Below are 23,794 nucleotides of genomic sequence, written 5' to 3'. Positions count from 1 at the left end.
CCGGGCGTCGTATCCGTTACGACGCCCGGACCAACTGATCAGAGGGCGCCTTCGATCCAGCTCTTGAGCGCACTCTTGGGCGCTGCGCCAACCTTGGTCGCCGCCGGTTCGCCATTTTTGAACAGGATCATCGTCGGGATGCCGCGCACGCCATATTGACCCGGCGCGTCGGGATTTTCGTCGATATTGACCTTGGCGATCGTCAGCTTGTCACCCAGTTCGTCGGAGATTTCCTCCAGCGCCGGGCCGATCATCTTGCATGGGCCGCACCATTCGGCCCAGAAATCGACAAGCACGGGCTTGTCGGAATCGATCACGTCAGCCTTGAAGCTGCTGTCGGTAACTGCCTTGGTGGCCATGACTATAATCTCCTTGTCTTGAAGCGGTATCTAGGGCGTGGACGCATCCGGCTCAACGGGTCAGAGCGGCAAATTCTCCTGCGCGGCAACAAAGCCCGGCTTGTGCGCTGCCAGCAGGGCGGGCGGCAGGGTGATGAGGCGCGCGGCACTGGTGTAAAGCAGTCCCGCTTCGATCGTCCGGTCGGGGAAGATGACGGCCAGTGCGGCGGCATAGGCGGCCATCTGACGGACATGTGCCGTGGGCACCTCGTCCACGCCGATTGGCGCGATCCGTCCGGTCTTGAAGTCCACCAACTGGATACGATCCGGGCCAACACACAGCCGGTCCACAGTCCCGGCGATCACCGCTTCGCCAACCACCGCCGCTATAGGCGCCTCGGCGAGCGCATCGGGGCTGAACAGGTCGGCAAAATCGGGCGCTTCGATCACCTGTAGCGCCTGCGCGACAATATCCTGCCGAACCGCCGCATCGTCCGCCCCCTGCTGGAGCAGCCAGCGGTCGGCGGCGTTCCGGCGACGTTCAGGCTCGACACCTGGCAACCGTTCGAACAGGGCATGGAGCCATCGCCCTCGCTCCGCAGCCGCGCGCATCGCGGGCGTGGGCGGCGGATAAGGCACGTCGTCCTCGACCGGCGCGGACGGGGCGAGCGGACGCGGCGGGCGCGCTTCCACTGGCGCGGGCCGACGCAGCCAGTCGGGTATGTCGGCGGCGACTTGTTCCTGCGGGGCTTCCGGCTCTGCCTTCCGCGATGGCAAATCCTCCGTCCCCAGCCAGCGCCGCCTCGCGCCCCATAGCGGGTCCGCCTCCCACTCCGCGCCCAGCGAAGCCATCGCATCTTCCACTGCCGCGAACCAGCTTTCAGGCTTCACTTCGCCCTTCGCCCTTGGTCCCAGCGATCCGGCGACGATCAGTTTTTCCTCTGCGCGCGTCAGGGCGACATAGAGCAGCCGCCAATGCTCCTCCCGCTCGACGGCGGCGGCCTGCTCGGCCACCTCGCCGATCGGTCCCTGCCGCTCCGGCTTGCGCGGGGCAAGGATGGGCAGGCCATTCCACAGCAGCGCATCCGCGCGATTGCCCGCATCGGGATCAAGGCAGGCATCCGCCAATATGACGACGGGCGCCTGCAAACCCTTGGCGCCGTGCACCGTCAGCAGGCGCAGCATGTCGCCCTGCGCCGCCGCATCGCGCACGATGTCGACTTCGCCCCGGTCGAACCAGTCGATGAAGCGCTGGAGCGAGGGATGGTCGTCACTCTCGAACGCCAGCGCCGCGTTGAGCAGTTCCTCGATCGGGTCGACCGCTTCCGCTCCCAGCCGTTCGATCAGGCGACGGCGGCCATCCATCGGCCCCGACAATATCCCCTCCAGATAGCGATAGGGTGTCGTCAGGTCTGCGACCGCCAGCAAATCGCGTAAGGGTTTGAGCGTTTCTTCGTCCTGTGTCTGGAGCAGGTGCCGCCACAGCCCGGTCTTGCGTCCGATCAGCCGGTGCATCAGTTCGTCCTGCGTCCAGCCGATCAGCGGCGACACCAATAGCGACGCCATGTTCAACTCATCGTCGGGTTGCACCGCAAAGCGCAGCGCCGCCAGCAGATCGCGCACCGCCAGCGGCGCATTGAGCCGTAGCCGGTCGATCCCGGCAACCGCCACCTTCTCCTCATAAAGCCGCGCCACGATCAGCCGGGCCAGTTCGCTGCGGCGACGGACCAGGATCATGATGTCCCCTGCCCGCACCGGACGCCCCCGGCTTTCGAGCATCACCCCGTCGTCGATCCACTGCCTGATCTGTTGCGCGATCTTCTGCGCCAACACCCGCTCCTGATCGGCGGCCCAATCCTCCTCGCCCTCGGCCTCGCCGGACAGGTTGGCGACGACCGGCTTCCACAGCAGCACTTCGCCCGGATGCCGGTTGGCGCTGATATGATGGACGTCGCCCGCCTCCAGCCCCAGCCGATCGGCGCGCAGGGTCGAAATGGTGCGATCCACCACTTCCAACACCGCCGGGGTCGAGCGGAAGCTCTGGTCGAGGGACAGGTTGTGAAAATCATGGCCGCTATTGTCGGCATCCCGCTGGAACAGGATTTGCGCCGCCGCGAAATTGGCTGGGCTGGTCCCCTGAAAGCCGAAAATGGCCTGCTTGAAATCGCCGACGGTGAAGATTGTCCGCACCTTGTCGCCCGGCTGCCACTCGCTTGCAAAAAATTCCTCCGCCAGCGTCCTTACGATGCGCCATTGGGCGGCATTGGTATCCTGCGCCTCGTCCACCAATATATGGTCGATCCGCTGGTCCAGCTTGTAACGGATCCATTCCGCAATCCCGTCCTGCTCCAGCAGCGCGGCGGCGCGGGCGATCAGGTCGTCGAAATCCACAGCACCGGCCAGTTGCTTGGCCTGCGCATAGGCCCGCGCATAGGCCCGCCCGGCATGGAGCGCCTGCCCCAGCAGCGCCGCATAATCGGCGCGCAGCTTCATCGCGATCAGCTCGGCGCAGCGGTCGTAGAGCCGGGTCGCCATTTCGGCATAGCCATCGACCGGCGGCACCCACCCCTTCGTCAGCATGATCTCGCCATCCGCCTTGGCCCAGGCGCGATGCAGGTCGGACAGGGTGGCGGCCCGGCCTGCCGGGTCAAGCGCGCGCCACGCGGCAATCCGGTCGCACCGTTCCAGCCCGCGGCTCTTGCCCCATTGCACATTCACCTGCACGATCTGGTCGAGCGTGCGCATATCGAAGCTTGCGTCCGCGCATTGGTCGGCCAGCCATTGATCGATGTCGCCCTCCGGCAGGCCAAGTTCGGTCATGACCCAGGGGGTGATCGCATCGGGCAGATATTCCAGTGCGTCGCCCTTCGCCGCGCACCGCAGAAGATAGTTTTCCGCCCCACCCTCGCCCAGCCGCAGGCTGATCGCCTGCAAGGCCGCGAACAATGCATCGTCGCCGGTCTCATGCGCGCGCACCACCATGTCGGCCAGCGTCTGCCGGGCGAGATTGGTCTGTTCGCGCTGGTCGAGCGGCCTGAAGCCCGGCGTCAGCTCCGCCTCCAGCGGAAACGCGGTCAGCAATTGCTGGCAAAAGCCATGGATCGTCTGGATACGCAGCCCGCCGCCGGTCGACTCCAGCACTTCGGCAAACAACCGCCGCGCGAAATCGCGCGCATCCGGCCCGGACTCCTCCCCCAGCGCCTCCAGATCGGCAAACAGCCTCTTGTCGTCCATCTGCACCCAGGCGGCGAGCCGGTCATGGATGCGATCGGCCATTTCTGCCGCGCCAGCCTTGGTAAAGGTCAGGCACAATATATTTTCCGGCCGCACCCCTTGCAGCAGCAGGCGGAACACGCGTGCGGTGAGCACATGGGTCTTGCCGGTCCCTGCCGACGCCGACAGCCAGACATGCGCGTCCGGTGCGGCGGCGCGGGCCTGGTTGCCCTGCAAGGGTTGCAGCGCCTTAGCCATCGTCGCGGCCATACCATTCCTCCAGCCGCATCAGCTGGTCATAATCGCCATAATTGGCGACTTCCGGGTTGATTTCCGCACGGAAGGGCGCCGTTCCCAGCAGGAAGGCCTGCGCCAGTTCTTCAAACTGTTGATGGACGGTGGCGGTGAACTGGTCCGTGACGATCTTGTTGCGCGCGCCCATCGGATCGACCGGGCTTTCGCGATAGCCGAACTGATCGCCCTTCTTGGCGAGCGACCAATATTCAAAGCCGCCGGCGGTCCTCTTCCCCGTAATGCCGTCAAACCCGCCATTTTCCGCGATCACGCCCAGCAGCCCCAATTGCAGCGCAAAGCCCGCCTTTACCTGCGCTGCGCTGGGCGGCTTGCCGGTCTTGTAGTCGATAATGCCCAGCGTGCCGTCGGGCAGGCGGTCGATCCTGTCCGCCTTGCCCATCAACGTCACCTCGGCAATGCCTGCGCGCCCTTCCTTTTCGACGGCAAGGATGATGCGTCCTTCCGCCTTGTCGCGCACCACTTCCGCCGCGATCCAGCGGATCGCTTCGATCAGGCGCGGCTGCCACAGCGCGCGCAGCAGCGGATGGACCTCTGGCCGGTCGAACATGGCGCGGGCGCGCGCTTCCAGATCGGCGGGGTCCAGTATCCCGGCCTCCGCCCACTGCTGCAGAATGTCATGCACCGCCGTCCCGCGCCAGGCCGGTCCGGCATCGGCATCGACCGGATCAAGCCGTGCCAGCCGCAGTATGCGCCGGGCGTAGAATGCGAAAGGATCGGCCTTCAGCCGGTCCACATCGGTGACGGGGATGACGGTTGGGCGAACCGATGCAGGCGGCGCGGGTGCGGGGCGGCCGACGGGGTTATGCATAGCGGGCGTGTCGAGGGCGCGCGCCAGCACGGCATAGCTATCTGCCACTTTCCATTGCGGCCCGGCCATAGCCTTCAGCCGCAACCAGAGCCGCGACGCCACCGCCGGGCCACCACTCCCGCGTTTCGCGCGCGTGATCAGAACATGGGGGGCGCCCAGCGCGCTGGCGAAATCATGCGCCGCCAGGCCAATGCGCGTCTCCACCCCCGGCAAGCCCAGTTCCCGCCGGATACGCGGCGCCAGCCACGGATCGGGCGCGGGCAGGCCGGGCCATGTGCCTTCGTTCAGGCCGCCCAATATCATCAGGTCCGCCTGTACCAGTTGCGCCTCGATCAGCCCCAATATCGCAATGCGCGGGTGGCCACCCTGCGGCGGACGCACCGACACGCCGCCCAGCACATGATCGAGCAGCATCGGCAGCGCGCGCATGTCCGCCTGGCGCGGGCCTTCATCGGCGGCACCCTCCATCTCGGCGAACAGATCGGCGGCGGCATGCCCCTGATGCCCCGCCCAGACGGCGTCCCCCGTCAGCGCGCCCGCCTGCTCGCGGATCGCCGCCAATTGCGTGGCAAGATCGGTTGCGACGGCAAAGGCCCGTTCCAGCGGTTCCAGCAAGGCGCGCGCGGCGGGCCACCAGTCGCGCACCTGTCCGCGTATGGTCCGCTGGCGATCATCATCGCGCGGCATCAGCAGCAGGTCGATCCCCGCCAGTCCCGCCTGCGGCCTTGGCCCGCGTAACAGCAGGTCGAGCGCGCGCACACCCTCCAGCCATGCCAGCCGCCCTTCGCCCCGCAGGACCAGCGGATGTTTAAGCAATGTCAGCAGCGGGACCGGCGCGAACCGTTCCGCCACCGCCTGCGCTATCGCGATCAGCAAGGTGCCGGGCGGCAAGCGTGAAAGCGGCAAACCCGCCGAATCGTCCGCCTCTATGCCCCAGCGCTTGAGATGCGCAGATACGCGCGTCGCCAGTTGCCGGTCGGGCGTCACCAGCGCGGCGGTGCGCTTCTCCGTCTCCAGCGCCTCGCGCAGGGCGATGGCGATGGCCTGCGCTTCCTCGCCCGGCGTCGCCACTTCCAGCGCAGCGACCCCCGCCAGCGAACGGTCTGCGGTCTTCAGGTCACGCCAGCGACTGGTGAGCCGGGGCGGCAGCATCGCGTTGGAGATATTGCGCCCGCGCACCGCGCGCGCATCATGCTCGCTGCCCCAGCGCCATTGCGCCACATCGTCACGGGTCGCGCTCATGGCGTGGAGCAGCCGTTTCAGCGCATATTGCGGATGGCTTTCATGCCCGGCGGGGGCCAGGCCGGTGACGGGATCGGGATCGAACGGGCCGATCGCCTGCCACGCTTCGTCGTCCATATGCTGGTCCAGCCCGGCGAACACGACCATGCCGCCCGGCATTTCGCCTATCCGGCGCAACAACCCCGCAACCGCCGGAGCCGTCGACGCAATGCCCGCCGCCACGACAAAGCCCGACGGCGGATGATCCCGCCAGCGCGCCGCCAGCCGGTCGAACAGCAGGTTGCGCCGCTCGGTCAGGTCCATGCAGCCCAGCCGCGCCAGTTCATCGGGCCAGCGGGCGATCACGATCTCGAACAGATGGAGCGACGTTTGCCAGTGTCGCGACAATTCGTCGGACAGGCTGATGTCGCGCAGCGCCGTGACTGGCACCCGCTCCACCTGCATCTGATCCAGCACCGCGCCCAGCGCCTGCCCCAGTTGCAGCGCCTGCCCGGCGTCAATATCGCCCTTCACCTGCTGCACCATCCGCGCCAGGATCATCTGGCGGCGCATCGGCGCAATCGCCGGGGGCAGCGCGTCCCCCTCCCCCAACGGATCGAGCGCGCTGCCGACCTGTTCGCCAATATCCTGGTCACCGACGGCCGCCAGACGGGGCAGCAACAGCCCCCCGCCCGACGCGCGCACGAACGCATCGCTGACCGCGCGGACCGCGCGATTGCTGGGCAGCAGGATCATGCCTTGCGCCAACGCCATCGGATCGCCGCCATGGCGCGCCAACAGGCCCGCAACCAGCGCATCGGAAAAGGCGCGATGCGCCGGGATGGAAAATAGCGCGGGGCGAGTGCGATCACCCATGGGTGATCATGGATTCCACGACAGGAATGGCTTTGGGCGTACCGACATCGAACCACAGGCCCTGATGCGAAACGCCATAGAGCCGTCCCGCCTCGATCGCCCGATCCCAGAAAATATTGGTCGAAAATACGTCACCGGGCGGATCGCGCAGCAGCGCGGGCGACATGATCTGTACGCCGGTAAAGACGAATGGCGCGACATGGGCCGTCTTGCGTCGTGTCAGCCGACCGCTGGCATCCATATGAAAATCGCCCTGGCCAGTATGGCAGTGCGCGCGCGCGAGCGGCACCAGCAGCAGCAGCGCATCCATCCTCTCCGGGTTCCAGATGCGCTGCATCATTCCCAGCGTTTCCTGTGGCCCGTCGATCCACAGATTGTCGCTATTGGCGCAGAAAAAGGGCTTGTCGCCCAGCAGCGGCGCGGCATGGATCAGGCCGCCGCCGGTTTCGAGCAATTTGGCGCGCTCATCGGAGACGGCAAACGCCATGCCGCCCTTGCGCGTGCGCAAATGCGCCTCGACCGTGTCGGCGAGATAATGGACATTGACGATCACCTTGCGGATGCCGCCAGCCTCCAGCCGGTCGAGCGCATGGTCCATCAGCGGCTTGCCCGCCACCTTGACCAGCGGCTTTGGCCGAGTGGCGGTGAGTGGACGCATCCGCTTGCCAAGCCCCGCCGCCATCAACATCGCTGTGTCGATCATGCCGGGGCGAACTCCACCAGCGCCCTATGGCGTTGATCGGCCGGTATGTTGGCGGCGAACCATTGCGCCACCGGTTCCAGCACCGGGTGCGCCAGATCGCGCTCCAGCAAATCCCACATGCGCGGCAGGAAGCTGAGATAACGCGGCTTGCCGTCGCGCTGCCAAAGGCGGGTGAAGATGCCGATTATCTTGGCGTTCCGCTGCGCGCCCAGCACCGCATAGGCAGCGTCGAAATCGGCGGGCGGCGCGGCGATCGCCTTGTAGCGCGCCAGCATCGCTGCCTCGACCTGCGGCGGCACATCGCGCCGCGCATCCTGCAACAGCGACACCAGATCATAGGCGGGATGCCCGGCAAGCGCGTCCTGAAAATCGAGCAGGCCCAGGCCGTGCGACGTCGCCCGGTCGATCAGCATGATATTTTCTGCATGATAATCGCGCAGCACCGTGACGGTCGGGCTGGCGGACTGTTCGACGATCGGCAGCACCGCATCCCATGCCGCGACATAGGCGTCCTGATCGACCGTCAGGCCGATCGCCGGGCAATACCATTGCGTCAGCAAATCGACTTCGCGCTGATAGACCGCGCGGTCATAGGGTGGCACCGGCGCCGCGGGCAAACGGTGGAGGTCCGCCAGCAAATCGATCGCGCGGCCATAGACCGCAAGCTCCGCGTCCGGCTGATCGTCCAGATGTTCCTTGACCCGCAGATCGCCGAAGTCCTCGATCAGCACTAGCCCCTCTTCCAGATCGCGGGCCAATATTCGTGGCGCGGCAAAGCCGTCCGCCAGCAGATGTTCAGCGATGGCGATGAACGGGCGCGGGTCTTCATGCGGCGGTGGCGCATCCATCAGCACCGCGCGGCGTCCGCCGTCGACGACGCGGAAATAGCGGCGGAAGGATGCATCGCCTGCCAGCGGCACGATGGCGGCGTCGCCCCATCCGGCTTGGCCAAGGAAAGCGGGCGCGGCGGCCGGGGGGATCATATCTGTGACCATCGCTCCGTCCAAGCGTCGGGCACGTCCGCTGTCAAGCGCCGAGCGCCATCCCCTTCAATCGCAATGCTCAAACGCAGCGCATGCGGCCATAGCCGCGTACCCAGCCGGTCAGGCCATTCAACGATCAGCAGACTGTCCATCAGATAGTCGCCCAGCGCAAGTTCCTCCGTATCCTCCGGCGTGTCGAGCCGATAGAGGTCGACATGGGCGACCGGCAATCGCACTTCCGGCACGTCATAGGGCTGCACGATCGCAAAGCTGGGACTGGGCGCTTCGCCCGCCAGCCCCAACGCTTCCAATATACCGCGCGCCAGCGTCGTCTTGCCTGCCCCAAGCCCACCTTCAAGCGCAATGACATCGCCGATTCGCACATGGGTGGCGATGCGATGGCCAAGGTCCAGCATCGCAGCTTCATCGGCCAGATAGAGCGCCACGTCAGCCACGGGGCAACTCGATCACCACCATCGTCCCCTGACCCGGCTGCGACACCAGTTCCAGCGTCCCGCCATGGGCCTGCGCCAACTGACGGGCGAGCGGCAAGCCGATCCCGGCCTTGCCCCCGCTACGTGCCTGTCGGGCGCGGGCTGCCGGATCGAACAGCAATTTCTGCTGTACCGCCGGAATGCCGGGCCCATTGTCGGAAATGACGATCCGGGCACGATCAGCACCACCATCGCCATGCAGCAGTACGCGCGCGCTCCTGCCGCCATAGCATATGGCATTTTCGAGCAGATGATCGATCGCCTGCCCGATCCGGCGTGCGTCCCCCTCCACCTGACCCAGGCTGGGGTCGATGGTTACGGCCAGGTCTATCCCCTTGGCGTTGGCGTCGGCGCGGACACGATCGGCGCTCGCACGGGCAACCGCCGCCAGATCGACGGGCGCACGATCGATCGGCAACGTCCCCGCCTCGCCCTGCGTCAGGTCCAGCACATTGTCGATCAGCATGGACAGGCGGCCTGTGCTTTGCAGTATGCCGTCGACATAGTCCTTGGCCGATGCGCTGAGTTCCCCGGCATAGCCCGCGCTCATCATCTCGGCAAAGCCAGCAATGGTGGTCAGCGGCGTACGCAGTTCGTAGCTCATATTGGTGACGAAGGCGGTCTTGACTTCATCGGCTTGTTCCAGCGCCACATTGCGGTCGCGCAGCACCTGTTCGACGCGGCGGCTGTCGGTCACGTCCAGCATGGTGAAAAGCGCATTGCCGTCTGGCAACGGGATGGCGGCAAATTCGAAGGTCCGCCCGTCAGCAAAGCCGACATGGCCGATCCGCTGCTTGCGTTCGACCGTCGCCGCGCGGACAAGTTCGCGCACCAGATTGGACTGTTGCGGCTTGGCCAGCCGTTCCTGCACCGCGCGCATCAGGTCATCTATGCGCGGATGGGTCGCCAGCATTTCCTCATCTGCGCCCCACACCGTGCGGAACCGGCTGTTCCACATCTGAAGGCGACCATCGGACGAAAACACGCCAATCGATTCGAACAGATTGTCGAACGTCGCCGTCCGTACGCGCAGCAGCGTATCGCGCGCGCTCGAAAGCTGCACCTGCTCGGTCCGGTCCTCGAAGATCAGCAGCAGGCCGCCATCGGGAAGAGGCTGGGCATAGACACGCAAATGGGTGCCATCCTGCAACAGCCAGTTTTCCTCGACCGGATCGGGGGACAGGAACCAGTCGCGCCGTTCGCCGCGCCATGCCGGAAAGTCGCGATGTTCCGGCAGGCGGCGAGCGTCGCGCATCTGGTCCAGCACCCGTTCGAACAGGGGGGCATCGGCCAGTTGGTCCTGATGCAGGCCGAACAGGCTGATGAAGGGCTGGTTCCAGAAGCGTAGCGCCCGGTCCGGGCCAAATCTGGCGACGCCAGCGGACAGGCGATCAAGCAAGTCGCGCTGCGCTGCTTCCAGGCGACGATGTTCGACCCGTGCCTGTTCCAGTTGATGCTGGTCGACGGCATAGCCCGCGACGCCCGCCTCGCCCAGCGGCACGTCAACCACGCGCATGGTGCGCCGCTCGCCGTCGATCGTCGCGGGGACCATGCGTTCGATTGGCTCACCGCGCGCCAATGCGTCGGCGGCGGCCGCTTGTGGCGTCAGGCCGCCCACCGCTTCGACCAGTTCGACGCCGCTGCCAATCACTTCGCGGGCGTCGGCACCATCGACCGCGCGGACATAGGCGCTGTTGACCAGGCTCAGGCGCAGGTCCGGGGTGCGGTGCCACATCGGGAAGGGTGCAGCCTCGACCAGTCCCGCCAGCGCTTCCAGCGCATCGCGCAACTGGTCGACCTGGCCTTTAAGCGCCTGGATTTCGGACTGGCTGTCGGTCGCGTCGAATATCCACAGCACGACGCCGCCGTTGGACGCCAGGCCGGGCGATGCAGGCGCGCCGCGGACCAGCAGCAGCCGTGACGACCCGACACCGCGCACCGGCAGGGCAAAGCTCTTGCCCGCCTTTTGCGCAGACGCGATTTCGCGAGCCAGTGCTGCGGCATCGTCGGGTTCCAATCCCCCGTCGGCAGCGATCAGTTCAGATGCAAAGGTCGGGACACGGGGCTTGCCCAGCCATTTGGCGAGACGATCAGCCGCTTCCAGCTTGCCATCGGGATGAATGACCACCGGGGCGGCCGGTGCGGAAGCGAGCAGCATGGCAAGGCGATCGAGCTTGCCCTGCGCCTGCATCCCCTCGCGGCGCATCCGCTGTCCGCTGGCCAGCGCCCACACGGCGGCGCCCAGCCACAGGGCCAGCACGATGCCCAATATGATGGCGGCCATGGGGGTCAGCGTCATTGCGCCCTCTGCTCCCATTTCCGCCGAAACTGCCTGTCGCTGTTCATAATCATGCCCGGACTAACGCAAGTCGGGCGCAGCGGGAAGAAGGCGATGCAAAGAATTGAGGCCAGCGCGTAAAAGCAGACCAAAACAAATCCTCCCCCTTGCAGGGGAGGTGGCAGCACGACGTGCTGATGGAGGGGTGTCGCCCTATCGAAAGCAGGACACCCCTCCGTCTGGCCTGCGGCCCGGCACCTCCCCTTAAAGGGGAGGATGGTCGCTGATCAGTAGCGGTAGTGGTCGGGCTTGAACGGCCCTTCGACCGGCACGCCGATATAATCGGCCTGACGCTGGCTCAGCTTGGTGAGCTTCACGCCCAGCTTTTCCAGATGCAGTTCGGCGACCTTTTCGTCCAGATGCTTGGGCAGGACATAGACTTCGTTGCGATACTGATCGCTCTTGGTCCACAGTTCGATCTGCGCCAGCGTCTGGTTGGTGAAGCTGGCCGACATCACGAAGCTGGGGTGGCCGGTGGCATTGCCCAGATTGACCAGGCGCCCCTTCGACAGGACGATGATCTTCTTGCCGTCGGGGAATTCGACTTCGTCCACCTGCGGCTTGATCTCGGTCCATTTCATGTTGTTCAGGCCCGCAATCTCGATCTCGCTGTCGAAATGGCCGATGTTGGACACGATCGCCATATTCTTCATCGCGCGCATGTGATCGACGGTCAGCACGCCTTCATTACCAGTCGCGGTGACGAAAATGTCGGCGCGCGGGGCGGCCTCTTCCATCGTCACGACTTCATAGCCTTCCATCGCCGCCTGCAGTGCGCAGATCGGATCGACTTCGGTCACGAGCACGCGCGCGCCACCATTGCGGAGCGAGGCAGCCGAACCCTTGCCGACATCGCCGAAGCCGGCGACGCAGGCGACCTTGCCGGCCAGCATGACGTCGGTGCCGCGACGGATCGCGTCGACCAGCGATTCCTTGCAGCCGTAAAGATTGTCGAACTTCGACTTGGTAACACTGTCGTTCACGTTGATCGCGGGGAAAGGCAGCTTGCCCTTCTTGGCCAGTTCATAGAGGCGATGGACGCCGGTGGTGGTTTCTTCCGACACGCCCTTGATCGACTGAACGGTCTTGGTCAGGAAACCGGGGCGTTCCTTCAGCACGCGCTTCAGCACCGCGCAGAAGATTTCCTCTTCCTCGTTCGACGGGGTGAACAGTTCCTCGCCCGCTTCGACCCGCGCGCCCCACAGCGCGAACATGGTGGCGTCGCCGCCATCGTCCAGGATCATGTTGGCAACGCCTGACGGATCGGTGTGCCAGTCGAAAATGCGTTCGACATAGTCCCAATATTCCTGGAGCGTTTCGCCCTTGATGGCGAATACCGGCACGCCCGACGCGGCGATCGCGGCGGCGGCATGGTCCTGCGTCGAATAGATGTTGCAGGTCGCCCAGCGAACCTGAGCGCCCAGCGCGGTCAGCGTTTCGATCAGCACGGCGGTCTGGATCGTCATGTGCAGCGATCCGGTGATGCGCGCGCCCTTCAACGGCTGCGACGGGCCGAATTCCGCGCGCAGGGCCATCAGGCCCGGCATTTCGGTTTCGGCGATATCCATTTCCTTGCGGCCAAAATCGGCCAGGGCGATATCGGCGATCACATAATCCTGCGCCTGGGTGGCGGAAGCGGTGGCCACGATCGTGTCTCCGTAAACTTGAAATGATGCCTGTACCGCTGGAAAAAGGTCCGGGCGGCGGCGATGGCAAGCGCTTTACCAACCGCCGCCGCCCGTGGCAACTCGATATAAAGATTTCTTTATGTGATGACCCTGCCGGTCGACCGAAACCTGCGTCAGGCCGAACCGGCCCCGCGCACCAGATGCGACGAATCGACACCGGCTGCGGCATAGGAAGCGGCCCATTTGCGATGGGTGGGCACGTCGAACAACAGGTCGGCATTGCCCGGTGCCAGAAACCAGCTGTCGCTCGTCATCTCGCGTTCCAATTGTCCGGCGCCCCACCCGGCATAGCCAAGCGCGACGAGATACCGGCTCGGCCCGCGTCCCTGCGCAATCGCCTTCAATATGTCGAGCGATCCGGACAAGCCCCATTGCGTGCCGACCTGCACCATGTCCTGCCCCGACCAGTCGAGCGAATGGAGGACAAAGCCGCGCCGCGGTTCGACCGGACCGCCGCGCAGGACGGGCCTGTCGGGGATCGCGCTGCCGTCAATGTCGAAACTGTCGAGCAGGCCATGCAGGCTGACGCCTTCCATTTCCTCCCCTACCGCTATGCCCATTGCCCCTTCGGCGTCATGAACGCACAGCGCAACCACGCTATGATCGAACCGCGCATCAGCCATGCCGGGCAATGCGAGCAGGAAATGCCCGCCAAAGAAACTGGTCTGGTCCATCACCGGAATATAGACCAACATGGGATGATGCCAAGGATCTCGCGGCATATTCCGTCCCCGCCCTTGACAGTCCGCCCGGCAGCAACGACCTGCGCCCTCGTCAGTTTCAGGAGAATGACCATGACCATTGCCAAGGGCGACCGCCTTCCCAGCACGACATTCACGAAAATGACCGAGGATGGCCCGGAGCCCGTGACGTCGGACGAATATTTCGCGGGCCGCACGGTCGCGGTCTTTTCCGTTCCCGGCGCTTTTACGCCCACCTGCTCTGCCAAGCATCTGCCCGGCTTCATCGACAAGGCCGGTGCGCTGAAGGAAAAGGGCGTCGATGAAATCGCCTGCACCGCCGTCAACGACGCTTTCGTGATGGGCGCTTGGGGCAAGTCTGCCGGTGCCGATGGCAAGGTGACGATGCTCGCCGATGGCAATGGCGATTTCGCCAAGGCCGTTGGCCTGACCATGGATGGCAGCAAATTCGGCCTTGGCCAGCGCGGCCAGCGCTTCTCCATGATCGTGAAGGACGGCGTCGTGGCCGAACTCAATGTCGAAGCCCCCGGCGATTTCAAACTGTCATCGGCCGACCATATGCTGGGCCAGCTTTAATTCCAGAAGTCGGCGCGCATTTTCGATCGCGCGCCGACTTCCTTCCGTCATGCAACTGCGTTAGCAAGGGGCGATGACACAAAGCATCGGCAGCGCAACGGTCGCGCAACTTGACCGCCTCTATCAGACGTCCATCGAAACATTGCGCGACGCCATGCGCGCTTACGGTCGCGACGGCAGCGTCCCTCCGCCGCAAGCGCGGCACGACCAGCGTTTCTGCTATCCCGAATTGCGCATCACCTATCATGGTGACAGCGACGCGCCGCCGCCCGGCCGGTCCTTCGCCCGCCTGTCCAAACCGGGCCGCTATGTCACCACCATTACCCGTCCCGCGATGTTCGCCGATTATCTGGCTGAACAGATCGACCTGCTCGTCCGCGACTATGGGGTGGAGGTCGAAACCGGCCTCAGTCACCAGCAAATCCCCTTTCCCTATGTTCTGGACGGGCTGGACATGGGGGCGCTCGACGGCACGCCCCCTACCGAACTGGCGCGCTATTTCCCCACGACCGAACTGGCCGAGATTGGCGACGAGATTGCCGATGGCCTGTTCATGCCGGATGCGGACGGTGATCGGCCGCTGGCGCTGTTCGATGGTCTGCGCACCGACTTTTCGCTGGCGCGTCTGAAACATTATACCGGCACGCCCGCCGAACATATGCAGCGCTACATCCTGTTCACCAACTATCATCGCTATGTCGATGAATTCGTCAGTTGGGCCTGCGCCGAATTGCAGCGGGACGGCAACCGCTTTACCGCTTTGTCGGGGGCTGGTGGCGTCTATGTCACCCCCGAAACCGCCGATCCGGCGCAGATGATCGCCGACAGCGCCTGGCGCAAGCATCAGATGCCGGCCTATCACCTGATCGCGCCAGACGGCAGCGGCATCACGCTCGTCAATATCGGTGTCGGTCCGTCCAACGCAAAGACGATCTGCGATCATCTGGCCGTGCTGCGCCCGGAAGCCTGGCTGATGATCGGCCATTGCGGCGGGCTGCGCCCCAGCCAGCGGATCGGCGACTATGTGCTGGCCCACGCCTATCTGCGCGATGACAAGGTGCTGGACGCCATGCTGCCGCCGGAAATTCCGATCCCGGCCATTGCGGAGGTGCAGGTGGCGATGGCCCAGGCGGCAGAAGCCGTGCTTGGGGGGCGCGACCCGGAAGATTTCAAGCGCCGCCTGCGCACCGGCACGGTCGTCACGACCGATGATCGCAACTGGGAACTGCGCTATTCCAGTTCCGCCCTGCGCTTCAGCCTGTCGCGCGCGGTCGGCATCGACATGGAATCCGCCACCATCGCGGCCCAGGGCTACCGCTTCAGGGTGCCCTATGGCACGTTGCTATGCGTTTCCGACAAGCCGATCCATGGCGAACTCAAACTGCCGGGCCAGGCCAATCGCTTCTATGAGGAAGCGATCGCCAGCCATTTGCGCGTCGGGCTAATGACCTGCGAACTGCTGCGAGAAGGGGGCGCAAAGCTGCACAGCCGCAAGCTGCGCGCCTTCAACGAGCCGCCATTCAGATGAGGCGTTGATCAGGCAGCCGCGCGCCAGATGGCGACACGGTCCTTGCCGTCACGCTTGGCGTCGTAAAGGGCGGCGTCAGCACGAGCGACCATGTCGTCCAGTTGCTGGTCGCCCGCCTGCAATTGCGCAACGCCAAAGCTGGCGTGCAACCGGGCGTGCGGGGCGTTGGGCAGGATCAGGCAGCCAATTTCCGCACGCACCCGCTCCATGACGTCGGCGGCGGCGGCGGCGTCCGTCTCCACCAGCAGCAGCCCGAATTCATCGCCGCCCATCCGCGCGACAATATCGCCGCGGCGGACGGCGCTGCCCAGCAACTGGGCAAAACCGCGCAGGGCAGCGTCCCCGGCGATATGGCCATGCCCGTCATTCAAAGCCTTGAACCCGTCAAGATCACACACGACCAGCGCCAACGGGCGGCCATAACGCCTGGCATTGGCGATGGCGCGCACGGCGGCCTCATCCAACCCGCGCCGGTTGAGCACGTCCGTCAGCGGATCATGCCGCATCTGCCGCCGCAACTGGTGCGCCAGATCGCCTGCGACCACCATGACGGCGGCCACGCCCGTGCCAACATAGATGGACGGCAGGCCAAGGCCCAATATCGCGCGATAGGTGACCAAGCCCGCGCCTGGCGCCTGGCCCAGATTGGCGGCGGCGCTGACGGCCAGCGCCGTCTGAAACAGCGCGAACAACAGGAACATGGTGAAAAAGGCGATTTCCGGTGCATTGAACCGTCGGTCGCGGGGCCAGAGAGAGGCAGCCGAACACAGCATCAATATGCCGACATAGCCCGGCACGATCATGCCCTGAAGCGCGCGATCATGGATCATCGCCGCATAGATGCCCCCGACCGCCACGACTGATCCCGCGCCCAGCATCAATCGCCAGGGTACAGGCTGTCCCGACCGCTGGCGCACGCCCGCCACCACCAGCGTACCGCTGACGACGATGCAGCATGCCGCCAGCGCCATCAGCGGGGCGCTTTTCAACATAATGCCCGCCGCATTGGCGATCCACTGGACCATTGCGGCGCTGTAGGACAGCGTCCAGCTCAACACATGGACCTGGCGTCCAAAATGTAACCACGCCACCCCCATCGCCAGCGCCATGATGACGCTGGTGAAGAAGAGCAAAGCAATGATGATGATCGCCGGGTCCACGGGCCTGGCCTTTACTGGCTTTACTTGGCGATTACCAGCCGCAAGACTTGCCTTTGTTCTGCTGGACGAGCCATTTTTGCAACGGTGCGAAATAAGCGGTCATCGCCTTGCCCGAAATCTCGCGCGTTCCAGTGAAAGCCTGCAATGCATCGGGCCATGGCTTGGAGGCACCCATTTCCAGCATCGCGTTCAGCTTGGCGCCGACAGCCTTGTTTCCGTAGAAGGAACAGCGATGGAGCGGCCCCTTCCAGCCCGCCTGTTTGCAGGCCGCTTCGTAAAATTGCTGCTGCAAAATCCCTGCCAGGAAATAGCGGGTATAGGGGGTATTCCCCGGAATATGGAATTTCGCCCCCGCGTCAAACTTGGTTTCATCGCGGGTCACCGGCGGGACGATACCCTGATATTGGCGGCGCAGGTCGGTCCAGCCCTTTTCATACTGGCTCTGCGGTATCGCGCCGCTGAATACGCCCCAGCGCCATTTGTCGACCAGCAGGCCAAAGGGCAGAAACGCAACCTTGTCCATCGCCTGACGCAGCAACAGGCCAATATCCTTGTCCGGTCCGGGCACCTTGCCCGCGTCCAGCAGGCCGATCTTCACCAGATAGTCGGGCGTGATCGACAAAGCGACGAAATCGCCGATCGCTTCATGGAAGCCGTCATTCGCCCCATCCAGATAAAGCGGCTTCTGATTCTGATAGGCGCGCTGGTAATAATTATGGCCCAGCTCATGATGGATGGTCACGAAGTCGTCGCTGTTGACCTTCGTGCACATCTTGACGCGTATGTCGTCCTTGTTGTCGATATCCCATGCGGATGCATGGCAGACGACTTCGCGGTCCAGCGGCTTGATGAACTGGGTGCGTTCCCAGAACGTCTCCGGCAGCGGCGCAAAGCCCAGCGAGGAATAAAAGCCCTCGCCGATTTTGAACATCTGCTTTTCCCAATAACCGCGCTGCTGCTTTTCCGGCGTGTCGGGGGTATCGACCTGACCGGGGCGGGTTTCGACATAACCCTTGGCATTCAACAGCTCCCCGACGTCATAGCCCAGGTCGCCTGCGCCCTTGGGCGCGACGACATCATAGATATTGCCCCAGGATTGCGCCCACATATTGCCCAGCAGGTCGGCGCGGATCGGTCCCGTCGCCGGCTGCACCGCATCGCCATATTTCTCGTTGAGCTTGGTGCGGGTATAGCAATGCAGCTGGTCATAGAGCGGCTTGACCTCCGCCCAGATCTTGTCGGTCAGCTTGGCGAAATCATGGGCGGGCATGTCATATTTGGACCGCCACATCGCCCCGGTATCGGCAAAGCCCAATTCCCTGGCGCCGGCATTGGCGATATCGACCAGCTTGGCGTAATCGTCCCGCATTGGCGCGCCAACATTGTCGTGCCAACTGACCCACATTTCCTTCAGTTCTTCGGGGTTGCGGTTGTTCCCCATCTGCTCCTCAATGTCACTGCCATTGATCGGCTGGCCCTTGAGCGTTCCTTTCCCCTTGCCATAGGTGGACTGGAGCCGCGTCGCGAGATCATTGAGTTCCTGCGCCGCGCCCGGCGTGGTCGGCGCAGGCAGGGTCAGCGCGGTGCGCAGCAGGTCCAGGCGGCGCTTCGTTTCGGCTGACAGGCCAGGCGCGGTGGCATATTTCGCCGCCTCAAGCGCATAATCGACATTCATGGACGTGCGGATGGCGCCGAAATAGGCGGCCACGGCGTCGCTGTCGTCATTCAGATAGGTGGAATTGACCCAGTCGGCACGGTTGGAGATCAGCGAATGTTCGAACATTGCCTTTTCCGCCTTCGCAAGGAAAGCTTCGGCCTCGGCAGCCGTCGGTGCGGGCGTCTGCTGGGCAAGGACGGGCGATACAGTGAGTGCGGCCGCAAGCGCGGCAAGCGAGATGGCGATTTTCACGGGAGTTCCCCTCATAGGCTTATGAAGGGGAAGGTGACTTGCCCGGACGATACAGTCAAGCGGTCAGGAAATCGGCCATTGCCTGCCCCATCTCCTTGCGGGTGACGGCGTTCATGTGATTGCCCGGTATTTCGACATAGCGCCCATCGGGCAGCACATCCGCCAGTTCCTGCGCCACGCCATTATCGCGGTCGTCCGCGCCGCAGATGATTTCGGTCGGCTGCTGAATGGCAGCGATTGTCTCGCGCGGCGTATCGACAAAGGTGTTCAGGATATGGAGCATCGCCACCGGATCGCCCTTGGTGGTCTTGAGGAAGGCTTCCGTCATCCATTCCGACGTGCCGCGCTCGAACGTGCCAAGGTTCGTCAGGACATTCCTGTAATAGCCGCCATTGTCGAGCGTCTGGACCAGCCCGCGCAGGCCCATCCCCGCCAGGATCACCCGCCGCGGCGTCGCTCCGCGCGCCAGCATCCGAACGGTCGTGCGCGCACCCAGCGAATAGCCACCCAGATCATAGTCGGTCAGCCCCAGTTGCTCGACCAGTGCCAGCCCGTCTTCGGTCAGGGCGTCGGGCGGATAGGCGGCAATATCATGTGGCTTCCCGCTCTCTCCATGGCCGCGCAGGTCGGGCATGATCAGGCGGAAGCCCGCCTCAACCAGTTTCGCGGCATGACCGTAGCGAATCCAGTTGGTGAAGGCGTTGGAAAAATAGCCATGGATCAGCACCAGGTCCCGGCCCTCCCCCGCCACATGCACGGCGATCGGCAGGCCATCAAAGCCCTTGATGTCATGGCGTTCGATGGTCAGGTCGGTCATGGAGTAATCCTTACCAGCGGTGGGCGGCTTGCCGATATGGCGTCCGGCGCGGGGGCGCAAGAGCGCGATCAGCGTCAGCGCACTGCCCAGTTGGGCCGCCGCCATATCTTTCTGCGCGTCCCAGACATCGCCTTGCTGGCCATTATAATAGTCAGCCGTCTCGCCAGCCGCGATCACCGTAAGCAGCCATTCGAATATCTCGTAAAGCGCGCTGCCCAAACCGATAGCGGCGAAGGCGAAGGTCAGGCTCCATCCGTGCCGCAAGCCACCGAAGCGATGCGCGCTTTGCGCCAGAGGCATTGTCAGCAGCATGCCGAACGCAAAATGAACCAACCTGTCATAGCCGTTGCGGGACGTCCCGAACAAGGATGACAGATCGTGCCCTGCCAACGCCCGCGCCCAATCATCATAGGGTATATAGGAATAAATCCAGCGCGCGCCGAGTGTATGGAGCAGGAGAAAGAGCAAGATGCACGCAACAGCGCCGTTGGACAACGGCCAGCGTCGAAGCAGCCAGGGCGTGGCAGCGATCAGCGCAATGGTTGGCCCATGTTGTAGTGGCGCAAGTTCAGAATAGGGCTGGGCGATGTTGGCGAGGCCGATCGCCATGATCAGCGAGAGGATCATCCGGCGCTGCGCAACAGGAACAGCGTTCCAGAGAGCGGCAGCGCCGGAGATCATGGGGCCGTCACCCCTTCTTGAGGTGACGGCGGCCCAGCAATTCGGCGATCTGCACCGCGTTCAGCGCCGCACCCTTGCGCAGATTGTCACTGACGCACCAGAGCGTCAGGCCATTGTCCACGGTCGAATCCTCACGCACGCGGCTGATGAAGGTCGCGAAGTCGCCGACACATTCGATTGGGGTGATATAGCCGCCATCCTCGCGCTTATCGACCAGCATGATGCCGGGCGCTTCACGCAATATGTCCTGCGCTTCCTTGGCGGAAATTTCATTCTCGAACTCGATGTTGATCGCTTCGGAATGACCCACGAACACCGGCACGCGCACGCAGGTGGCGGTCAGTTTGATCTTGGGATCGAGGATCTTCTTGGTTTCCGCGACCATCTTCCATTCTTCCTTGGTCGAACCATCGTCCAGGAAAACGTCGATATGCGGGATGACGTTGAAGGCGATCTGCTTGGTGAACTTCTTGGGCTCCGCCGGATCACCGACGAAGATGTTGCGCGACTGCTCGAACAGTTCGTCCATGCCTGCCTTGCCCGCGCCGGACACCGACTGATAGGTGGATACGACCACGCGCTTGATGGTCGCGGCGTCATGCAGCGGCTTCAGGGCCACCACCATCTGCGCGGTCGAGCAGTTGGGGTTGGCGATGATGTTGCGCTTGATATAGCCGTCGATCGCGTCCGGGTTCACTTCGGGCACGATCAGCGGCACGTCCGGGTCCATGCGGTACAGCGAACTATTGTCGATCACGACGCAGCCGGCTGCCGCCGCCTTTGGCGCATATTCGGCGGTCGGGCCGCTGCCTACCGCGAACAGGGCGATGTCCCAGCCGCTAAAGTCGAAATGTTCGATATTCTGGCATTTGATCGTCTTGCCGGTTTCGCCGAAATCGACGGCCAGACCCTGCGACCGCGACGATGCGACCGCGGCGATCTCGTCAATCGGGAACTCGCGCTCGGCGAGAATGGTCAGCATTTCGCGGCCCACATTCCCGGTGGCACCTACGACGACGACCCTGTAACCCATGACTGAACACTCCACTCCGATGCAGATATTGCGGAGTGGGCGGCATAGCGGCGTTGCGTCATTTGTCTAGTGGCAAGCCCTTTGTTGCGCGAAAGGTCAGCTTTTCCCGCTGGACGTTGCCGCGATGCCGCAACGCCCTTTGCCGCCTGTCTCCTATGGTTTGGCGGCGTCGGGCGCTATCCCGCGCCGGGCCAGAAAATCCTCGATCGTGCGCCACAGATGCACGCTGATCCCCGGCCCGCCGACGCGGTGGGTCTGGCCGGGATAGGCCATCATCTCGAACGGCACCGCCGCTCCCTGCATCTTGGCCATCAAGGCAGTGGCATTGTCGAACACCACATTGTCGTCCGACATGCCGTGGATCAGCATCAAAGGATCACTGATCTTCACCGCCTCGTCGATCGCGCCTGATGCCGGATAGGCGCTGGGCTTGTCCTGCGGCATCCCCAGATAGCGTTCGGTGTAATGGGTGTCGTACAACTCCCACTTCGTGACTGGCGCACCCGCGACGGCCGCCGCGAAAACGCCCGGTGCCTTTTCCAGCAGCTTCAACGACATATAGCCGCCATAGGACCAGCCATAGGTCGCGATCCGCTTGGGATCGACGAACGGCTGGGCCTTTAGCCAATCCACGCCGGCCAGTTGATCCGTCACCTCGACCGTCCCCATCGCGCGATAGAGATGATCCTCGAACGCCTTGCCGCGATCGGGCGTGCCACGATTGTCGACCGCAAAGACGATCCAGCCGCGGTCGACCAGATACTGGTTCAGCGCGCCGGACCATGTGTTCGTCACCTGTCGCCCGCCACCCGGCCCGCCATAATGGATCATGAACACCGGATAGCGCTTTCCCGGCTCGATCGGCGGGGTCATGATGTTGGTATAGAGCGTCGTTCCGTCCGCCGCCTTGATCGTGCCGAACCGGGTTTTGACATGGCTCGCCAGATAGGGCGCATAGGGATGGTCGCCCTTCAGCGCATTTTCGGACAGCCACTGCAATTGCTTGCCGCTATTGTCGGCCAGATAGACCTGCTTGGGCTGATCGCTGTTCTGGCGCGTGATGACGGCGCGGCTGGCGGCGGCGTCCATCACCGCGTCATTCCACCAGCCGCTGGCCGTAATCTGGCGCGCGGCGGCCGGTCGCGTGATGGGGGCGCTGTAAAGCTGCTGTTCCAGCGGTGTTTCGCGATTGCCGGTGAAATAGGCCAGCCCCGCTTTTTCGTCGACCGCCACCAGCGTCTTGACCTCCCAGTCACCACTGGTCAGCGCCGTCCATTTGCCGTCATGGACGCGGTAGAGATGGCCATGGCCGCTCTTTTCGGACCACCACAGGAAATCGCCACCCGACAGGGGATGGAAATTATCGCTCAGGTTGATCCAGCTTTTGGCCGTTTCGCTCAAAATGACCTTGGCCTTGCCGGTCGCCGGATCGACTGCCAGCAGGTCGAGCCGCTTCTGGTCACGCGCTTCGCGCTGGACATAGAGCGTGCGGCCATCCTTCGCCCAGTCGACCCGCGCCAGATAAATGTCCCGATCCGATCCCAGATCGACCTTCACCTGGCCCGACCCGTCCGGCTTCATGACATAGAGGTCGACGATCGCATTGGGCGTCCCGGCGGCGGGATAACGCTGCTGATAGACTGTCGTGCCCTCCCCGCCAATAGCGGTACGGGTGACGATGCCGACCGGGCTTTCATCGACCCGCGCAACCGCAATCAGGCTGTCGTCGGGCGACCACCAATAGCCGGTGCGCCGGTCCATTTCTTCCTGCGCGACAAATTCGGCAACGCCCCAGCTGACCGTATCGCTGGCCCCTTGCGTTACCTGCCGTTCCGCACCGCCGATCGGCTGTACGAACAGGTTGCCGCCGCGCACGAAGGACACGAAACCGCCCTTGGGGCTGACAACGCCATTCAATTCGCCGTCGGGCGTATCGGTCAGCCGCTGCACCTTGCCATCCAGCGCCGCAAGATAAAGATCGCCATCGACCGGCACCAGGATGCTCTTGCCATCCGGCGACCAGTCATAGCTGGTGATTCCGGTGCTCCCCGCGACGGAGCGGTCGCGTTCGCGCTGCATCTTTTCCGCTTCGGATAGCGCCGCGCCGCTGCCGGTCTTGCGCGAATCGACCAGCATCCGCTGCTTGCCGGTGCGCGTGTCGATCGCCCACAGGTCCAGCCGCTCCTTTTCGTCGGCGCGCGGTTTGAGCAGGGTGACGAGCGTACCGTCCGGCGACAATTTTAGCGCCCGCGGCTGCGGTCCTGCCAGGTCGGGGCTGGCAAAAACTCTCTCGAGCGTCAGCTTTTCCTGCGCGATGACAGGTGCTGCGGACAGCATCAGCAGCACGCCAAGCGCTGCGCCGGATTTCAGATAGGGCGGCATCGACATCCTTTCACGTCGGCGACCGTGCAG

16 protein-coding genes and 1 pseudogene are annotated in these 23,794 nt (G+C 64.1%); 2 read left to right on the top strand and 15 right to left on the bottom strand.

Features of this window, described 5'->3' with window-relative positions:
* Nucleotides 1-38: 38 nt before the first annotated feature.
* The 9 genes from trxA to IWY39_RS02670 all read right to left on the bottom strand — a co-directional run bounded on the left by trxA (nucleotide 39) and on the right by IWY39_RS02670 (nucleotide 13,672).
* Nucleotides 39-359, bottom strand: coding sequence for a thioredoxin TrxA (gene trxA / locus IWY39_RS02710; protein ID WP_017184405.1), 321 nt, complete (start codon nucleotides 357-359; stop codon nucleotides 39-41).
* A 60-nt stretch (nucleotides 360-419) separates the two neighbouring features.
* Nucleotides 420-3,821 carry a double-strand break repair helicase AddA gene (gene addA, locus IWY39_RS02705; RefSeq protein WP_107123926.1) on the bottom strand — a complete coding sequence of 1,134 codons (3,402 nt, stop codon included), beginning with the start codon at nucleotides 3,819-3,821 and terminating at the stop codon, nucleotides 420-422.
* Nucleotides 3,802-6,771 (bottom strand): double-strand break repair protein AddB, encoded by a 2,970-nt coding sequence (gene addB, locus IWY39_RS02700; protein ID WP_107123927.1) that lies wholly within the window; start codon nucleotides 6,769-6,771, stop codon nucleotides 3,802-3,804. The genes addA and addB overlap by 20 nt, the downstream gene beginning before the upstream one ends.
* Complete coding sequence (locus IWY39_RS02695) at nucleotides 6,764-7,474, bottom strand: nucleotidyltransferase family protein (RefSeq protein ID WP_107123928.1); 711 nt, start codon at nucleotides 7,472-7,474, stop codon at nucleotides 6,764-6,766. Before IWY39_RS02695 ends, addB begins: the two co-directional genes overlap by 8 nt.
* A complete protein-coding gene (locus tag IWY39_RS02690) occupies nucleotides 7,471-8,457 on the bottom strand; it encodes an aminoglycoside phosphotransferase family protein (protein ID WP_107123929.1) in 987 nt (328 codons plus the stop codon). Before IWY39_RS02690 ends, IWY39_RS02695 begins: the two co-directional genes overlap by 4 nt.
* A complete protein-coding gene (tsaE, locus tag IWY39_RS02685) occupies nucleotides 8,454-8,912 on the bottom strand; it encodes a tRNA (adenosine(37)-N6)-threonylcarbamoyltransferase complex ATPase subunit type 1 TsaE (RefSeq protein ID WP_107123930.1) in 459 nt (152 codons plus the stop codon). The genes IWY39_RS02690 and tsaE overlap by 4 nt, the downstream gene beginning before the upstream one ends.
* Nucleotides 8,905-11,250, bottom strand: coding sequence for a sensor histidine kinase (locus tag IWY39_RS02680; protein WP_107123931.1), 2,346 nt, complete (start codon nucleotides 11,248-11,250; stop codon nucleotides 8,905-8,907). Before IWY39_RS02680 ends, tsaE begins: the two co-directional genes overlap by 8 nt.
* A 266-nt stretch (nucleotides 11,251-11,516) precedes the next feature.
* Nucleotides 11,517-12,935 (bottom strand): adenosylhomocysteinase, encoded by a 1,419-nt coding sequence (ahcY, locus tag IWY39_RS02675; RefSeq protein WP_017184412.1) that lies wholly within the window; start codon nucleotides 12,933-12,935, stop codon nucleotides 11,517-11,519.
* Between the two features lie 155 nt (nucleotides 12,936-13,090).
* Nucleotides 13,091-13,672, bottom strand: coding sequence for a YqgE/AlgH family protein (locus IWY39_RS02670; RefSeq protein WP_017184413.1), 582 nt, complete (start codon nucleotides 13,670-13,672; stop codon nucleotides 13,091-13,093).
* 99 nt (nucleotides 13,673-13,771) lie between these two features.
* Here IWY39_RS02670 and IWY39_RS02665 point away from each other — a divergent pair, with 99 nt between their 5' ends.
* Both IWY39_RS02665 and IWY39_RS02660 read left to right on the top strand, forming a co-directional pair.
* The gene (locus IWY39_RS02665; RefSeq protein ID WP_026002626.1) at nucleotides 13,772-14,254 is read left to right on the top strand and encodes a peroxiredoxin; all 483 of its coding nucleotides are present in this window, start codon (nucleotides 13,772-13,774) and stop codon (nucleotides 14,252-14,254) included.
* Nucleotides 14,255-14,327: 73 nt separating this feature from the next.
* The gene (locus IWY39_RS02660; protein ID WP_017184415.1) at nucleotides 14,328-15,782 is read left to right on the top strand and encodes an AMP nucleosidase; all 1,455 of its coding nucleotides are present in this window, start codon (nucleotides 14,328-14,330) and stop codon (nucleotides 15,780-15,782) included.
* 8 nt (nucleotides 15,783-15,790) lie between these two features.
* Here IWY39_RS02660 and IWY39_RS02655 read toward each other — a convergent pair whose 3' ends face one another.
* The 6 genes and pseudogenes from IWY39_RS02655 to IWY39_RS02630 form a co-directional block, all read right to left on the bottom strand.
* The gene (locus IWY39_RS02655) at nucleotides 15,791-16,942 is read right to left on the bottom strand and encodes a GGDEF domain-containing protein (RefSeq protein ID WP_107123932.1); all 1,152 of its coding nucleotides are present in this window, start codon (nucleotides 16,940-16,942) and stop codon (nucleotides 15,791-15,793) included.
* 31 nt (nucleotides 16,943-16,973) lie between these two features.
* Entirely contained in the window at nucleotides 16,974-18,851 is a 1,878-nt protein-coding gene (locus tag IWY39_RS02650; protein ID WP_107123933.1) for a M2 family metallopeptidase, read from the bottom strand.
* Nucleotides 18,852-18,906: 55 nt separating this feature from the next.
* Complete coding sequence (locus IWY39_RS02645; RefSeq protein ID WP_017184418.1) at nucleotides 18,907-19,668, bottom strand: alpha/beta fold hydrolase; 762 nt, start codon at nucleotides 19,666-19,668, stop codon at nucleotides 18,907-18,909.
* Between the two features lie 39 nt (nucleotides 19,669-19,707).
* Nucleotides 19,708-20,349 (bottom strand): annotated as a pseudogene (locus IWY39_RS02640) (DUF2238 domain-containing protein); the annotation flags it as partial.
* 7 nt (nucleotides 20,350-20,356) lie between these two features.
* The gene (locus IWY39_RS02635) at nucleotides 20,357-21,382 is read right to left on the bottom strand and encodes an aspartate-semialdehyde dehydrogenase (RefSeq protein ID WP_107123934.1); all 1,026 of its coding nucleotides are present in this window, start codon (nucleotides 21,380-21,382) and stop codon (nucleotides 20,357-20,359) included.
* A 153-nt stretch (nucleotides 21,383-21,535) separates the two neighbouring features.
* Nucleotides 21,536-23,764, bottom strand: coding sequence for a S9 family peptidase (locus tag IWY39_RS02630; RefSeq protein ID WP_107124058.1), 2,229 nt, complete (start codon nucleotides 23,762-23,764; stop codon nucleotides 21,536-21,538).
* Nucleotides 23,765-23,794 lie beyond the last annotated feature (30 nt).

This window comes from Sphingobium sp. JAI105 (genome assembly GCF_015752145.1).
GTDB classification, from domain to species: domain Bacteria; phylum Pseudomonadota; class Alphaproteobacteria; order Sphingomonadales; family Sphingomonadaceae; genus Sphingobium; species Sphingobium xenophagum.
This window is presented reverse-complemented; position numbering and strand designations above follow the sequence as displayed.

Coding starts and splice junctions, on each gene's coding strand:
- IWY39_RS02635 (WP_107123934.1), bottom strand. CDS start 21,382: ATGGGTTACAGGGTCGTCGTCGTAGGTGCCACCGGGAATGTGGGCCGC.
- addA (WP_107123926.1), bottom strand. CDS start 3,821: ATGGCCGCGACGATGGCTAAGGCGCTGCAACCCTTGCAGGGCAACCAG.
- IWY39_RS02660 (WP_017184415.1), top strand. CDS start 14,328: ATGACACAAAGCATCGGCAGCGCAACGGTCGCGCAACTTGACCGCCTC.
- trxA (WP_017184405.1), bottom strand. CDS start 359: ATGGCCACCAAGGCAGTTACCGACAGCAGCTTCAAGGCTGACGTGATC.
- IWY39_RS02670 (WP_017184413.1), bottom strand. CDS start 13,672: ATGTTGGTCTATATTCCGGTGATGGACCAGACCAGTTTCTTTGGCGGG.
- addB (WP_107123927.1), bottom strand. CDS start 6,771: ATGGGTGATCGCACTCGCCCCGCGCTATTTTCCATCCCGGCGCATCGC.
- IWY39_RS02665 (WP_026002626.1), top strand. CDS start 13,772: ATGACCATTGCCAAGGGCGACCGCCTTCCCAGCACGACATTCACGAAA.
- IWY39_RS02695 (WP_107123928.1), bottom strand. CDS start 7,474: ATGATCGACACAGCGATGTTGATGGCGGCGGGGCTTGGCAAGCGGATG.
- IWY39_RS02630 (WP_107124058.1), bottom strand. CDS start 23,764: ATGCCGCCCTATCTGAAATCCGGCGCAGCGCTTGGCGTGCTGCTGATG.
- IWY39_RS02690 (WP_107123929.1), bottom strand. CDS start 8,457: ATGATCCCCCCGGCCGCCGCGCCCGCTTTCCTTGGCCAAGCCGGATGG.
- IWY39_RS02645 (WP_017184418.1), bottom strand. CDS start 19,668: ATGACCGACCTGACCATCGAACGCCATGACATCAAGGGCTTTGATGGC.
- IWY39_RS02680 (WP_107123931.1), bottom strand. CDS start 11,250: ATGACGCTGACCCCCATGGCCGCCATCATATTGGGCATCGTGCTGGCC.